Here is a 14,580-nt window from a genome sequence, read left to right as displayed (position 1 = left end):
ATGAGTGCCGCGAGCGCGCCGGTTCTTCCCTCCGCTCCGCCGGATGCCCGGCGGCCGGCGCGGTTCCGCTCCCGTCCCCTCCCAGGGGGATAAATGAGGCGACGGATCTCGTAACCCGCTGTTAGCTTCGGGCCTCATGGACCCCGTAGGTGAAAAAGCAATACGTGCCTCCTTCGTCAACTGCTCGAAGGGTGAGGCGAGCAGGATGCATCTGCCGGTCGGGCTGGCCGAACTCCCCTGGAGTGAACTGGACTTCTTGGGATGGCGTGATCCGGGGGCGCCGGACCGGAGTTATCTGGTCGCGCCGCGGGGCGACGGGATCATCGGTGTGACGCTGCGGGTGCCGCAGGGCGTGCGGCGGAGTTTTACGAAGACGACGGTGTGCTCGGTCTGTGTGACCGGGCATCCGGGGTCCGGCGTCAGCCTGCTGGCCGCGCGCCGGGCCGGTCCCCTGGGGCGGCAGGGCAACACCGTCGGGACGTATCTCTGCGCCGACCTTGCCTGCTCCCTCTACGTCCGGGGGCGCAAACGGTCCCAGCTCGCCGGGCGGCACGAGGAGACGCTGCCGCTGGAGGAGCGGATCGCCCGTACCGTACGGAACCTGGACGCCTTCCTGGACAAAGTCCTAGAGGGCGAGCAGCAGCAGTAGCAGTAGCAGTAGCAGTAGCAGTAGCAGTAGGGGACAGCTCAACCGCGCGATAGCTGAACAGCTCAACAGTTCCACAGCTCAACTCGACGCGGCAGTAGTCGAGTTGCCGAGTTCCGGCGCCGCCGGATGCTACCCGTGAGTTTCGGTTGCGGCAATCCACCCGTCGGACAGATCCTCGTGTCCACGCCGTCAGGGAAGCGGCGCAGAGGCAGGGGGCGATGTGCTGCGAGTGCACTTCACCGCGCAGGATCTGGTGCGTACGCGAGTGGCCGACGGTGCCGACCCGCTCTGGGAGACGGTGCTGAGCCTGCACAGCCTGCGGGAGGACCGGACCGATCCGGCGCTGGCGGCCTGGCGGCAGCACGCCGTGCGGCACGGGCCGGGGCCGTTGCGGACGCTGTTCGCGCTGGTCCCGCCCTACGGGTACTTCCCGGACTTCCTGACGCCGGCCGCATCCCAGTACGGGATCGAGTCCGGTCTGGAGGCCGTGATGAGCACCCCGCGCCAGCGGCTGCGGACCGAGCTGACCCGGTTGTCGGGGCACCGGGCGCTGCCGGGATGGGCGCGCGGCATCGGTGAGGGGGAGCCGGCCGCACTGCGGCAGCTCGCGCGCAGCCTGCGGACGTACCACCACCTGGCGGTGGCGCCGGCCTGGCCGCGGATCGCCGGACGGGTCGGTGCGGACCGGGAGCTGCGCAAGCAGGTGCTGGCGCAGTCCGGGGTGGAGGCGATGCTGCGGACGTTCGGGGCACCGATGCGCTGGCGGCCGCCGGTGCTGGAGGTCGGCTATCCGGTGGAGCGGGAGCTGCACCTGCGGGGGCGGGGCCTGGTCTTCGTCCCCTCGTACTTCTGCTGTGACCACCCGCTGGCGCTGGTGGACGAGGCGCTGCCGCCGGTGCTCGTGTACCCGGCGCCGACGCCGGCGCGGGAGACGGCGGGCGGGCAGGCCGAAGGGCCTCACCTCCGGGGATACGGAGGTGAGGCCCTTCTGGACGTACCGGCGCTGTTCGGCGGCCGGGTGGTCGGAACCCGGCCCGCCGCCAGACGCTGAGCGGTCGCCTATCAGACGCTCAGCGCCGAGCGGTCTCCCGCCAGACGCTCAGCGCCGAGCGGTCTCCCGCCAGGCGCCGAGCGCCGAGCGGTTCCCCGCAAGGCGCGCCGAGCGCCGAGCGGTTCCCGCTGCCCGTCAGAAGCGGCGGGTGATCAGCGCGCGCTTGACTTCCTGGATGGCCTTGGTGACCTCGATACCGCGCGGGCAGGCGTCCGTGCAGTTGAAGGTCGTCCGGCAGCGCCAGACACCGTCCTTGTCGTTGAGGATTTCGAGCCGCTGCTCGCCGCCCTCGTCACGCGAGTCGAAGATGAAGCGGTGCGCGTTGACGATCGCCGCCGGGCCGAAGTACTGGCCGTCGTTCCAGAACACCGGGCAGGAGCTGGTGCAGGCGGCGCACAGGATGCACTTCGTCGTGTCGTCGAAGCGCTCGCGGTCCTCGGCGGACTGCCGGCGCTCACGGGTCGGCTCGTTGCCGGTCGTGATGAGGAAGGGCATCACGTCCCGGTACGCCTGGAAGAAGGGCTCCATGTCGACGACAAGGTCCTTCATCACCGTGAGGCCCTTGATGGCCTCGACCGTGATCGGCTTCTCCGGGTTGATGTCCTTGATCAGCGTCTTGCAGGCGAGACGGTTGCGGCCGTTGATGCGCATGGCGTCCGAGCCGCAGATGCCGTGGGCGCAGGAACGACGGAAGGTCAGCGTCCCGTCGAGCTCCCACTTGATCTTGTGGAGGGCGTCCAGGACGCGCTCCTTGGGGTCGATCTCCAGCTGGAAGTCCTCCCAGCTGGCGTCCTCCGAGACCTCCGGGTTGAACCGGCGGATCCGGAAGGTGACCGTGATCAGGTGCGAAGCGCCGTCCTCGGCCGCGTCCAGTGCCGCGGAGTGCTTGTCGAGAGTCGGGGTGCTCATCAGTACTTACGCTCCATCGGCTGGTAGCGGGTCTGCACGACCGGCTTGTAGTCGAGGCGGATCGACTCTGCGCCGTCTGCGCCCACCTCGCGGTACGCCATGGTGTGCCGCATGAAGTTGACGTCGTCGCGGTTGGGGTAGTCCTCGCGGTAGTGACCGCCGCGGGACTCCTTGCGGGCCAGCGCCGACACCGCCATGACCTCGGCCAGGTCGAGCAGGTTGCCCAGCTCGATGGCCTCCAGCAGGTCGGTGTTGAACCGCTTGCCCTTGTCCTGGACGGACACGTTCAGGTAGCGCTTGCGCAGCTCGCCGATCGTCTCGACCGCGGTCTTGATCGTCTGCTCGGTGCGGAACACCATCACATTGGCGTCCATGCACTCCTGCAGCTCCTTGCGGATCTCGGTGACCCGCTCGCTGCCCGAGGAGTTGCGCAGCCGCTCGACCTGGTCGATGACCTGCTGCGCCGGGTCCTCGGGCAGCTCGACGAACTCGGCGGTGGCCGAGTACTCCGCCGCCGCGATGCCGGCCCGGCGCCCGAAGACGTTGATGTCCAGCAGCGAGTTGGTGCCCAGGCGGTTGGCGCCGTGCACGGACACACAGGCCACCTCGCCGGCCGCGTACAGGCCCGGCACGACGGTGGTGTTGTCCGCCAGGACCTCACCCTCGACGTTGGTCGGGATGCCGCCCATGGCGTAGTGCGCGGTCGGCTGGATCGGGATCGGGTCCGTGTAGGGCTCGATGCCGAGGTAGGTCCGCGCGAACTCGGTGATGTCCGGGAGCTTGGCGTCCAGCTGCTCGGGCGGCAGGTGGGTCAGGTCCAGGTAGACGTGGTCGCCGTCCGGACCGCAGCCGCGGCCCTCGCGGATCTCCGTGTAGATGGAGCGCGAGACGACGTCACGCGAGGCGAGGTCCTTCATGACGGGCGCGTACTTCTCCATGAAGCGCTCGCCGTCCTTGTTGCGGAGGATGCCGCCCTCACCACGGGCGCCCTCCGTCAGCAGGATGCCCATGCGCCAGATGCCCGTCGGGTGGAACTGGAAGAACTCCATGTCCTCCAGCGGCAGCCCGCGGCGGTAGGCCGCGGCCTGGCCGTCACCGGTCAGGGTGTGCGCGTTGGAGGTCACCTTGAAGAACTTGCCGGTGCCGCCGGAAGCGAAGATGATCGACTTCGCCTGGAAGACGTGGATCTCGCCGGTGGCCAGCTCGTACGCCACGACGCCCGCGGACTTCTTGACGCCGTCGACGTCCTGGAGCAGCAGGTCGAGCACGTAGAACTCGTTGAAGAACTCCACGCCCTCCTTGACGCAGTTCTGGTACAGCGTCTGGAGGATCATGTGGCCGGTGCGGTCCGAGGCGTAGCAGGACCGGCGGACCGGGGCCTCACCGTGGTTACGGGAGTGACCGCCGAAGCGGCGCTGGTCGATCGTGCCGTCCGGCGTGCGGTTGAACGGCAGGCCCATCTTCTCCAGGTCGAGGACCGAGTCGATGGCCTCCTTCGCCAGGATCTCGGCGGCGTCCTGGTCGACCAGGTAGTCGCCGCCCTTGATCGTGTCGAAGGTGTGCCACTCCCAGTTGTCTTCCTCGACGTTGGCGAGGGCGGCAGCCATACCACCCTGGGCGGCGCCGGTGTGGGAGCGGGTCGGGTAGAGCTTCGTCAGGACCGCGGTGCGGCTGCGCTTGGTCGACTCGATGGCCGCGCGCATGCCCGCGCCACCGGCGCCGACGATGACGGTGTCGTACTTGTGGATCTGCATGGTTCCAGTCAGCCCCGGCTTCAGGAGATGTTCGGGTCGAAGGTGAAGATCACCAGCGTGCCCAGAAGGACGGTGAAGACCGTCGCGGTGTACAGCAGCATCTTCAGCCAGAAGCGGGTGTTGTCCCGCTGCGCGTAGTCGTTGATGACCGTACGCAGGCCGTTGGCGCCGTGCAGCATGGCCAGCCACAGCATCAGCAGGTCCCAGACCTGCCAGAACGGCGAGGCCCAGCGGCCGGCCACGAACGCGAAGCCGATCTTGGAGACGCCGCCGTCGAGGACCAGCTGGATCAGCAGGTGGCCCAGCACCAGGACGACCAGCACGATGCCGGACAGCCGCATGAACAGCCAGGCCTGCATCTCGAAGTTGCCCCGGGAAGCGCTCCCGGTCTTCTTCGTGCGCTTGCGCGGCGCCTCGATGACGGGCGCCGGGTGGTCCACGTCGTAGAGCGAGGCGCCGTCGGTCGCGCCCGCCGCGGTGGCCTCTGCGGAGGTGGTTTCAGCAGACATCTCGCGTCAGCTCCCGAACAGCGTGCGCAGGGTGTGCTGCAGCACGGGGTAGAAGGCACCGGCCATCAGTACGACCCAGACACCGACGACCGTCCACAGCATCTGCTTCTGGTACTTCGGGCCCTTCGACCAGAAGTCCACGGCGATGACCCGCAGGCCGTTGAGCGCGTGGAAGAGGATGGCGGCCACCAGGCCGTACTCCATCACGTTGACGATCGGTGTCTTGTATGTCGCAACGACGTTGTCGTACGCCTCGGGGGAGACGCGTACGAGAGCGGTGTCGAGGACGTGAACGAACAGGAAGAAGAAAATGAGGACGCCGGTGACTCGATGAGCCACCCAGGACCACATGCCTTCCCGGCCGCGGTACAGCGTTCCAGCCGGCACGGAAGAACCCTCCGGGAGCGGGGACTAGGGCCGCGCCGGCTTCTCTGTCGGTCGGGCCCGGCCGGGTATGGTCCACCGGCCGCTCGTCATCGTATCGACGAGCTGTCGGTTCCTCGCGCGGGGGTCCTTAGGTGTGATCAAACAGGCACCAACGGGCTATCACGCAAGAACGAAACGGGGCGAAGTGGCACCTTCCCGGTAAAATGCCGCGATCCGTTATGCCGCGATCCGTTATGCCGCGATCCGTTATGCCGCGATCCGTTACCGCTCGGAGCTCATCAGCCGGATCAGCCGGCCGCGGGCCAGCCGGCGCAGCTCCTCCGCGGCGATCGTCCGCTCCTCGTCCGGCTCGTTGCCCAGCCGGGTGCGGATGCCGGACAGCACCTGGTCGAGCAGTTCCTCGTCGCGGTAGCCGTCCAGGCAGATGACGAAGACATGACGGAACCGCCGCTCGTACTCGGCGTGGGCGGCGCGCAGCGCGGTGTGGGCGGCGAGGGTGCCGGGCCCGCGGGCGCCGACGAGCGGCTGCGGGGAAAGGGACTCCTCGGCGAGCGCCTCGTCCAGCTCCACCGCGGTCAGGTCGTAACAGGCCTCGTCGGAGGCGGCGAGCAGGGACTCCGCATCCGGGTACGGGCGGTGCGCGGCCACCCGCTCGGCCCAGCGACGGCTGCCGCAGCAGCTCAGGAGCGCGGTCAGGGTGTCGTCACGGCTGAGGGCATTGAAGCGGACGAGCCCGATGTCCTCGCGGCGGGGGCGGGGCAGGGCGGAGCCGGGTGCCCGTGACGATATGCCGCACCACGGGGGCTGCACAGGACGCAGCGTCGTCGGCCGGGCGGCCGGGGTGTCACCGGACAGCGTGGGCTCCTCGGACGGGTGCGAATGGATCTCTTCGACGGGTGCGGGGCGGGCGACTGACGGAAGCTGGGGGAAGCGGACCGAAGCCGGGACGCGAAGCGGCGGCGGATGTGACGGTGGTGCGTGTGGATCACGACACCCCGGCGGTATCCGGTGGTTCCGGGAGGGCCCTGTGAAGGGGGTGACGACTGGAACCGCCACGCTAACGACGCTTGTCGTTCGCTGTCCGAAGGATGCGCGAATTTCACCCGGATGAGAGAGCTTTCGCGCGTTCGGTGGACGACCGGCTCCACGCACCTGGCAATGCCTTCGCACCGAAAAGTGAGGATTGCACGATGTCGAATCCGATGCGGCCGCCGCGCGCTCCGCGGCCCTCGGCCTTGCTGCGCCCCCCGACGAGGCCCAGGGCGTGGACGGGCCCGGCGGCCCGGCCCGCGCTGTCGGCCGCGGTTCTCACCGGTGTGCTGCTGCTCTCCGCCTGCTCCGGCACCGCCGACACCGAGCCGCCCGGGAGCACCAGCGCCAAGATGAACCCCTCGCCCGCCGCCACCCCGACGTGGGCACCGGTGACCGGAAAGCCGCAGGTCATCCCCGCCGTCAGGGAATTCCACCAGGCCCAAGGGCGAGGCTGGCGTCCGTCCAAGGGTGCCCGGGTGGTGGTACCGGCCGGCGAGAAGAGCAATGTCGCCGACGAGGCCCAGCGGATGGCGAACGACCTCGGCCTCGGCCTCGTCTACGGCGATCAGGAGGTACGGCCCGGCGATATCGAGGTGAAGCTGACGGGCAACAGCACCGACAACAACGTCCCCGTCAAGAGCGCCGCCGACGAGGCCTACACCCTCAAGGCCGCCGGGACCAAGCTCACTCTCACGGCCCCCACCGATGCCGGAATCTTCTACGGCACCCGCACCGTCAAGCAGGCCGTGCACGCCGCCGGCGGACTTCCCGAGGGCACCATCGAGGACCGGCCCGACCGCCCGCAGCGCGGCATGTCGCTGGACAACGCCCGCAAGCCGTTCAGCCAGAACTGGATCGAGGCCCGGCTGCGGGAGATCGCCGACCTCAAGCTCAACCAGTTCCAGCTGCACTTCTCCGACGACCAGGGCTTCCGCATCCAGAGCGACACCCACCCCGAGGTCGTCTCCGCCGACCATCTCACCAAGGCCCAGGTCCGCCAGATCATCGCGCTCGCGCGCACCCTGCACATCTCCGTGGTCCCGGAGCTGGACTCGCCCGGCCACCTCGGCGCCGTGCTGGCCCACTATCCCGCCCTGCAGCTGCGCAACGTCCAGGGCCGGGTGATCCCCGGGGCGATCGACATCTCCAACCCCAAGTCCGCCCCGCTGATCGACTCGCTGCTGAAGGAGATGAGCGAGCTCTTCACCAACCCCAAGGGCGCCCCGGCGTACTGGCATCTGGGCGGCGACGAGTACCAGGCGCTGATGTCGTCCTCGCCCGCCACCAAGTACCCGCAGCTCGCGAAGGCCGCGCGGCAGAAGTACGGGTCCCGCGGCACCATCGAGGACCTGACCACCGGCTGGCTCAACGACCGGCAGAAGACCGTGGAGGCCAAGGGCAAGAACCGCATCGAGGCCTGGAACGACGGATTCTTCGCCGGCGGCGTCGTGAGCGCGCCCAAGAGCCGGATGGTCGACTACTGGACCGGCACGGAGGCCGGCAAGCGCGACCCCGCGGAATACCTCCACGAGGGCCGCAACGTCATGAACTTCAACGACGCGTTCCTCTACTACGTGCTCGGCGAGCCCAACCAGTTCACCTATCCGACCGGTCAGCGGATCTACCAGAGCTGGACGCCGATGGTCCTGCGCGGCACCCGGCCGGTGGCGGTGCCCGCGAACATGACGGGCCCGGACCGCATCCCCGGGGCGCGTTTCGCGATCTGGTGTGACCGCTCCCAGGCGCAGACGGTGCAGCAGGTGGCGGCCGGGATCCGGCTGCCGCTGGCGGCACTGGCACAGAAGACCTGGGACCCGCGGACGCCCGCCCTGTCCTGGGCGGAGTTCAAGGCGCTGGCGGGCCGGGTGTGAGACCCGGTGGGCGAGAGAACCCGGTAAGAAACGGGTGAGAGAAAGCGAGGAGGGCCGGGGCCGCAGGCCCTGGCCCTCCTGCGCCATACAGGGCCTTTGAAGGGAAATTGTGCCGTCGGAGGGCAGAGCCAACATCGAGGATCACGGGAAATTTAGGGGGAACTCATGCGGATCAATGCGTCCCGCATAGCGAAGGCCGCGGTGACAAGCGCCGTCGCCACATCAGCGCTCGTCATTCCGACGGCGCATTCCGCGACGGCTGCAACGCCGCCTTCTGTGTCGAGCGTTTGCGCCAAAGGGGGGTGGTGGGCATGACGGCCCGAACGCCGGCTGAGCAGGCTCTGGCCTGTTCGTACACCACCGGCGATGGGAAAGTCAGGTTCGACGTCACTGAATTTTCGGTCGCTCACCTACTGGATCGAAGTGTGACCTTGACGTACTGGCTCACTGTGGAAAGGCAAGGGCTCCAGGAGGAGCACTGGAAATTCACTCTTCCTTGGGGCGACAAGTCCTTTCTGGATGTGCTCACCTCGCCCTCCCCGGACCCCGAACGACTTCAGCAACTCGTCCACATCGTTCGCGCATTGCTGGAGGAATGGTGGGACACCAAGGGGCATCGCCGGAAGTCGGCGAGGATGGGACGCCAACGTCTCTGAGTCGCCGAGGTTCTACCGGCTGCACTGCTCGCTCGCGCGCTCGGGCGCTCGGCGTGGGTGGGCCGTAGGTGGCGATCATGTCGAAGCGGCGGGTGAAGCCGTAGCCGTCCAGCGTCTTGGGGCCGGTTGGTCACGCGGTGGTCGCGTTGTCACCGACTCCGTGCAACGTCCCAGGTCAGAGCGCTGGAGGCGAAAGGACGGCCGGGGCCGCCACCCCCCACAGGAGAGGCCCCGGCCGTCGTTCGCGAAGAGCCTGTGACGGCCCTCTATCCGGTACAGCGCCAGACGACGCGAAAGCGTCACACGGGGTACGGGGAGGGGTACGGCTCGTGGTCCGGATCCGGACGGGCGAGGGGGTGGGGAAGGGCTGGTGAGGGGTCGGTATGAGGGCGGGCGCAGGGGGCCTGGTGGTCTGGACGCAGGGCCGGACAGGCCCGTAACGTGCGGTTCCGCGCCGGTCGCGCACGGTGTCGAGCCGTTGGCGTTGGGCGTGGCTGGAAAAGGCCGCTCTTCCGGGGAGTCCCGAGGGGGCGTCCCGGGGAACTCCCAGGGGTCCCGAGGGTTCGGTCCCGGAAGTTTCCGGGGGCGGTTCCGGGATTTCCGGGGGTCCGTTCCGGGAGTTTTCGATTCGGGGGGTTCGGGCGCGTATGTCGCGGGAGCGCCGGCCGCTCGGTGTCCCGTGCTCCGCGGCTCCGTCGCAGGGCCGGCGCACCCGTCCCGGGTTCGGATCGTTCGCCCACACGGGATACGGTCTGCGGGAACATCCGGGTTACCGGCGGTTTCCGGCCTGCCGCGGCCGGTGGCGCACGGTGGCCCGTCCCCGGCTCCGGCACCGTACGGATGGGCGCCGCCCGCTCGAACGGCGCCGGAACGGGAAGCAAGGCCGGTGGTACGGCGAGTGAAGCAGCAATGCAGCAAGGACCGGGCGGCGGACATTCCGCGTGCGACAGGATGGACCCGTGCGAGGGGACGACATTCAGCCGGACGACCGTCGGCTGACGGTGGCCGTGCAAGCGGCACAGGACGGTGACGAGGCGGCGTTCCGTACCGTCTACCGCGCCGTACATCCCCGGTTGTTGGGATATGTACGGACCTTGGTGAGCGAACCGGACGTGGAGGACGTCACGTCCGAGGCCTGGCTCCAGATCACCCGCGACCTCTCCCGCTTCAGCGGTGACGCCGACCGGTTCCGCGGCTGGGCCGCCCGTATCGCCCGCAACCGCGCCCTCGATCACATCAGGATGCGCGGCAGGCGCCCGGCGATCGGCGGCGACGAGAGTGAGCTGGCCGACACCCCCGGCGCGTCCGACACCGCGGGCGAGGCGCTCGAAGCGCTGGGCACCGGCCGCGCCATGCGGCTGATAGCCGGGCTGCCGCAGGACCAGGCCGAGGCGGTGGTGCTCCGGGTGGTGGTCGGACTCGACGCCAAGAACGCCGCGCAGGTGCTCGGCAAACGGCCCGGCGCGGTGCGCACCGCCGCACACCGCGGGCTGAAGCGGCTCGCCGAGCTGATCGGCGACGAGCCGGACCGGATCCAGGGCGGATCTCGGGGCAGAGGCCAGGACGATCCTCGGGACGGCTCGCGGGACGGACGTCAGGGCAGTGGCCAGGGCGGTGAGCGGGGCGGTGACCGGGACGGCGGGGAAGACCACGCCGACCAGGGGGAAGCAGCCCCCTCGCGGCCGCCCGCGCAGGGCCCGCCCGGAGGGGGCGGGACAATGAACGGAGTGCCCGTACAGGGCAGAAGACGCCGCGACGGCGTGGCGGAATCGTACGTACCGGGTGTGACGGAAACGGCCGCACGAACGCAGAAGGACATGTGATGGCCGACGACCGGTACAACTGGCTCGACAAGAACACCGCGGAGCAGCTACTGCGCGGTGAGCCGGTCAGTGCCCGGCACGGCGACGGTGCACATGAACTCGAACAGCTCCTGGAGGCCGCCGCCGCGGTCGCCGCCAGGACACCCGAAACCGCGCAGCTGCCCGGTGAGGACGCGGCCGTTGCCGCATTCCGCCAGGCCGCCCACCGCGGCTCCGGCGCCCGCCACCGCGCCGCCGCCGACCCGTTCGCGGACGGCGTGCGCACCGCCCACACCGCAGACCTCGCCGGACGCACCCGGCTCGGCCGCCCCTTCCGGCGCGGCTTCGCCGTGGCCCTCGCGGCCTGCGCCATCGGCGGCGTCGCCGTCGCGGCCGGTACCGGCGTCCTGCCCAGCCCCTTCCGGGGCGGCGACCCGGCACCCGCCTCCAGCGTCTCGGCCGCGGAAACCCCCCGGCCGTTCCGCACCGGCGAACCCGGTGCCCAGACCGACGGCACCACGGCGCAGACCCCCGATGCCACCCCCGGCCGGCCGGACACCCGGCCCTCCGGAACCCCCACGCCCGGCACCAGCCCCGGCGCGAGACCCGGCGGCACTCCGAGCGGCGGCACGGGACGCGGTCACGGCAAGCCCGGTGGCAAAGCGACCGCTCCCGGCCGCGGGGGCACGAAGAATCTCCTGCTCACCCTCTGCGGGAACTACGAGTCCGGCAAGCGCGGCACCATGGACCGCGACACGCTGCGGAACCTCGAACGCAAGGCCGGCGGACCGGACAAGGTGCACGCCTTCTGCCGTGCCTACCTGGCGCGGTACCAGACCGGCGGCGGCTCGGGCGGTGGCTCGGGCGACACCGGACTCGTCGGCGGCATCGGCGGCGACACCGGCGGATCCGGCGGATCGGGCCAGAGCAGCGGCGGAAAGGGCGGCGACGAGGACGACGAAGGGCACCCCGCCCCGCCGCCCGCCGCCACCTCCGGTTCCGGCTCCACCCCGGCTCCCGGCCCCTCGGCAACCGCCCCGGACCCCGGAAACGCCACGTCCGGCGGAACCGCCGACGGTCCGGTGTGACGTTTTTCGAGCCCGTGGCGCAGTAATGAGTGAGCCGACTGGTCATCGGCTGCGCGACGAGCCGGGGTTCCCCCCGTACCTACGGCTCAGCGCATCTGGCGCGGGCAGGGCACGTTCCCCCGGCCCTGCCCGCGCCCCCTTCTTGCGCCTAAGCCGGCGCCGCTCTCGCGGATGTGGATCCGTGGGTGGGGGTTGCTCAATTTTCGCTTCGGTCAGGGATTTTGGGTGGGGCCGTGGCGAAGGTGAAGGGGCTAGTGGAAGACGACCACCTTGGTGCCCCTCTTCACCGAGTGGAACAGGGTGGCGATCTTGGTCTTGTCGCGGACGTTGACGCAGCCGTGTGAGGCGCCGCGGTAGCCGCGGGCGGCGAAGTCCGCGGAGTAGTGGACGGCCTGGCCGCCGCTGAAGAACATTGCGTACGGCATGGCCGTGTGGAAGAGCGTCGAGACGTGATGGCGGCTCTTGAAGGTGAGCGCGAAGACGCCCTCGCGGGTGGGGGTGTACTGCGAGCCGAAGCGGACATCCATCGCCGAGACGACCCGGCCGTCGACCATCCAGGTGAGGGTGTCGCTCCGCTTGCTGATGCAGATCACCCTGCCCGTCATACAGCGCGGGTCGGGGGTGCCGACCGGCCTGGTGGTGGGCGGGTAGAGCTCGGTGTGCGACGGCGTGCGGGTGTGGGAGCGCAGCGCCCGCCAGGCCGTGGGCTGCATGGTGCCCGTACGGGGCAGGCCCTGCCGCTGCTGGAAGGCGCGGACCGAGGTCGCGGTCACCACGGCGTAGTAGCCCGTGGGGGAGTGGTCGAAAAGCCCCAGCTGGGCCAGCCGCGCCTGGAGTTCGCGGACCTGCGCGCCGCGTGAGCCGGCTGCCATGAGCGGCCGGTGGGCCGGTGGCGCGTGGTGGGCGGTGCGGTGCGGGCGCGGCGGGGTGGTGTGCCGGTCCGGGGCGGGGGGCGCCTGATGGCCGAGCGGCGGGGGAGCGGGGGAGGTGGGCGCGTAGCGGGCGCCGGCGCTGTGGGGCGCACCGGCTCCGGTGACCGTCACCGGGCGGCAGCCCATCGTCAGCGCCGCCAAAACCAGCACCGCGGCCACCGCAGGCGCCGTACGTCGTCCACTGCTCCGCTGCATGCGCAACCCCCGGATCTCGGCGGCCCGACCGGCCCTCGGAGACTCTTCCCAGCGCTGCGGGACGGCGAACCTGCGGGCATGCTGTGAGCACGGCGTAAACCCGGATGAACCGGTCACCAAAGCGGAGGCGTACACCCATGGCGCACGAGTCGGGCAGTGAGCGGTACAGCGAGAGCGGCCTGCCGATCGAGCCGGTGTACGGGCCGGGGGCGCTCGACGGCTGGGACCCGGAGTGCAGCCTCGGCGCGCCCGGCAGCTACCCCTTCACCCGTGGCGTGTACCCGTCGATGTACACCGGACGGCCCTGGACGATGCGGCAGTACGCCGGCTTCGGCACCGCGCGCGAGTCCAACGCCCGCTACCGGCAGCTGATCGCCCACGGCACCACGGGCCTGTCGGTCGCCTTCGACCTGCCGACGCAGATGGGCCACGACTCGGACACCCCGATCGCCTCGGGCGAGGTGGGCAAGGTCGGGGTGGCCATCGACTCGGTCGAGGACATGCGGGTGCTGTTCGGCGGTATCCCGCTGGACAAGGTGTCGACGTCGATGACGATCAACGCGCCCGCCGCGCTGCTGCTGCTCCTCTACCAACTGGTGGCGGAGGAAGAAGGGGTGGCGGCGGACCTGCTGAACGGGACCGTGCAGAACGACGTCCTCAAGGAGTACATCGCCCGGGGCACCTACATCTTCCCGCCGGAGCCCTCCCTGCGGCTGACCGCGGACATCTTCCGCTACTGCCGCGCCGAGATCCCCCGGTGGAACTCCATCTCCATCTCCGGCTACCACATGGCCGAGGCGGGTGCCTCGCCCGCGCAGGAGATCGCCTTCACCCTCGCCAACGGCATCGCCTATGTACGGACCGCCGTTGCCGCCGGGATGGACGTCGACGACTTCGCGCCGCGGCTCTCCTTCTTCTTCGTCGCCCGTACGACGCTGCTGGAGGAGGTCGCCAAGTTCCGGGCCGCGCGCAGGATCTGGGCCCGGGTGATGCGGGAGGAGTTCGGCGCGAAGAACCCCAGATCGCTGATGCTGCGGTTCCACACCCAGACGGCGGGGGTGCAGCTCACCGCCCAGCAGCCGGAGGTGAACCTCGCCCGGGTCACCCTCCAGGGACTCGCCGCCGTGCTCGGCGGCACCCAGTCGCTGCACACCAATTCCTTCGACGAGGCCATCGCCCTGCCCACTGACAAGTCCGCCCGACTCGCGCTGCGCACCCAGCAGGTGCTCGCCTACGAGACCGATGTGACCGCCACCGTCGACCCGTTCGCCGGTTCCTACGCCGTCGAGTCCATGACGGACGACGTCGAGGAGGCGGCCGTGGCGCTGATGCGGCGGGTGGAGGACATGGGGGGTGCGGTGGCCGCCATCGAGCGGGGCTTCCAGAAGGAGGAGATCGAGCGCAACGCCTACCGCCTGGCACAGGAGACGGACGCCGGCGAGCGGGTCGTGGTCGGCGTCAACCGCTTCCAGCTCGACGAGGAGGAACCCTACGAGCCGCTGCGCGTCGACCCGGCGATCGAGGCCCAGCAGGTCGAACGGCTCGCCACGCTCCGGGCCCGCCGCAACGCCCGTGCCGTCTCGGCCGCCCTCGACGACCTCCGCAAGGCCGCCGAGGGCACCGACAACGTCCTCTACCCCCTGCGCGAGGCCCTGCGCGCGAGGACGACGGTGGGCGAGGTGTGCGATGCGCTGCGGGAGGTGTGGGGGACTTATGTGCCAACGGATGCGTTCTGAGCGTGTGTC

At 70.1% G+C, this 14,580-nt stretch carries 13 protein-coding genes; 7 read left to right on the top strand and 6 right to left on the bottom strand.

The window, feature by feature from the left end:
* Positions 1–136 precede the first annotated feature (136 nt).
* Together D9V36_RS17125 and D9V36_RS17120 are read left to right on the top strand one after the other, a co-directional pair.
* Positions 137–649: an FBP domain-containing protein gene (locus D9V36_RS17125; RefSeq protein WP_129294549.1), complete on the top strand. Its 513-nt coding sequence runs from the start codon at positions 137–139 to the stop codon at positions 647–649.
* 220 nt (positions 650–869) lie between these two features.
* On the top strand, positions 870–1,700 hold the full coding sequence (locus D9V36_RS17120; RefSeq protein WP_241720899.1) for a hypothetical protein: 831 nt from the start codon (positions 870–872) through the stop codon (positions 1,698–1,700).
* A 135-nt stretch (positions 1,701–1,835) separates the two neighbouring features.
* Here the strand turns inward: D9V36_RS17120 and D9V36_RS17115 are convergent, their stop codons facing one another.
* From D9V36_RS17115 to D9V36_RS17095, 5 genes are all read right to left on the bottom strand, one after another.
* On the bottom strand, positions 1,836–2,609 hold the full coding sequence (locus D9V36_RS17115) for a succinate dehydrogenase iron-sulfur subunit (RefSeq protein WP_129294548.1): 774 nt from the start codon (positions 2,607–2,609) through the stop codon (positions 1,836–1,838).
* Complete coding sequence (sdhA, locus tag D9V36_RS17110; RefSeq protein ID WP_129294547.1) at positions 2,609–4,363, bottom strand: succinate dehydrogenase flavoprotein subunit; 1,755 nt, start codon at positions 4,361–4,363, stop codon at positions 2,609–2,611. The genes D9V36_RS17115 and sdhA overlap by 1 nt, the downstream gene beginning before the upstream one ends.
* 20 nt (positions 4,364–4,383) lie before the next feature.
* The gene (locus D9V36_RS17105) at positions 4,384–4,872 is read right to left on the bottom strand and encodes a succinate dehydrogenase hydrophobic membrane anchor subunit (RefSeq protein WP_129294546.1); all 489 of its coding nucleotides are present in this window, start codon (positions 4,870–4,872) and stop codon (positions 4,384–4,386) included.
* A 6-nt stretch (positions 4,873–4,878) separates the two neighbouring features.
* The gene (gene sdhC / locus D9V36_RS17100) at positions 4,879–5,259 is read right to left on the bottom strand and encodes a succinate dehydrogenase, cytochrome b556 subunit (RefSeq protein WP_030066793.1); all 381 of its coding nucleotides are present in this window, start codon (positions 5,257–5,259) and stop codon (positions 4,879–4,881) included.
* A gap of 261 nt (positions 5,260–5,520) precedes the next feature.
* Positions 5,521–6,069, bottom strand: a complete 549-nt coding sequence (locus D9V36_RS17095; protein WP_431357679.1) for a 2-oxo-4-hydroxy-4-carboxy-5-ureidoimidazoline decarboxylase — start codon at positions 6,067–6,069, stop codon at positions 5,521–5,523.
* A 380-nt stretch (positions 6,070–6,449) separates the two neighbouring features.
* On the opposite strand from D9V36_RS17095, the gene D9V36_RS17090 reads away from it, so the two are divergent.
* The 4 genes from D9V36_RS17090 (at position 6,450) to D9V36_RS17075 (ending at position 11,708) form a co-directional block, all read left to right on the top strand.
* Positions 6,450–8,162: a beta-N-acetylhexosaminidase gene (locus D9V36_RS17090; protein ID WP_129294545.1), complete on the top strand. Its 1,713-nt coding sequence runs from the start codon at positions 6,450–6,452 to the stop codon at positions 8,160–8,162.
* 311 nt (positions 8,163–8,473) lie between these two features.
* Entirely contained in the window at positions 8,474–8,818 is a 345-nt protein-coding gene (locus D9V36_RS17085) for a hypothetical protein (protein ID WP_129294544.1), read from the top strand.
* A gap of 959 nt (positions 8,819–9,777) precedes the next feature.
* Positions 9,778–10,641 (top strand): RNA polymerase sigma factor, encoded by an 864-nt coding sequence (locus D9V36_RS17080; RefSeq protein ID WP_431357678.1) that lies wholly within the window; start codon positions 9,778–9,780, stop codon positions 10,639–10,641.
* Positions 10,641–11,708, top strand: coding sequence for a hypothetical protein (locus tag D9V36_RS17075; RefSeq protein WP_129294543.1), 1,068 nt, complete (start codon positions 10,641–10,643; stop codon positions 11,706–11,708). Before D9V36_RS17080 ends, D9V36_RS17075 begins: the two co-directional genes overlap by 1 nt.
* Before the next feature lie 251 nt (positions 11,709–11,959).
* Here the strand turns inward: D9V36_RS17075 and D9V36_RS17070 are convergent, their stop codons facing one another.
* Positions 11,960–12,835 (bottom strand): L,D-transpeptidase family protein, encoded by an 876-nt coding sequence (locus D9V36_RS17070; RefSeq protein WP_129294542.1) that lies wholly within the window; start codon positions 12,833–12,835, stop codon positions 11,960–11,962.
* 137 nt (positions 12,836–12,972) lie between these two features.
* Here D9V36_RS17070 and D9V36_RS17065 point away from each other — a divergent pair, with 137 nt between their 5' ends.
* Positions 12,973–14,571 (top strand): acyl-CoA mutase large subunit family protein, encoded by a 1,599-nt coding sequence (locus tag D9V36_RS17065; protein WP_129294541.1) that lies wholly within the window; start codon positions 12,973–12,975, stop codon positions 14,569–14,571.
* Positions 14,572–14,580: the final 9 nt, after the last annotated feature.

Origin of the sequence: Streptomyces lydicus (assembly GCF_004125265.1) — a bacterium.
GTDB classification, from domain to species: domain Bacteria; phylum Actinomycetota; class Actinomycetes; order Streptomycetales; family Streptomycetaceae; genus Streptomyces; species Streptomyces lydicus_C.
Note: the sequence above shows the minus strand (reverse complement) of the source record. Positions and strands in the feature narration are given on the sequence as shown.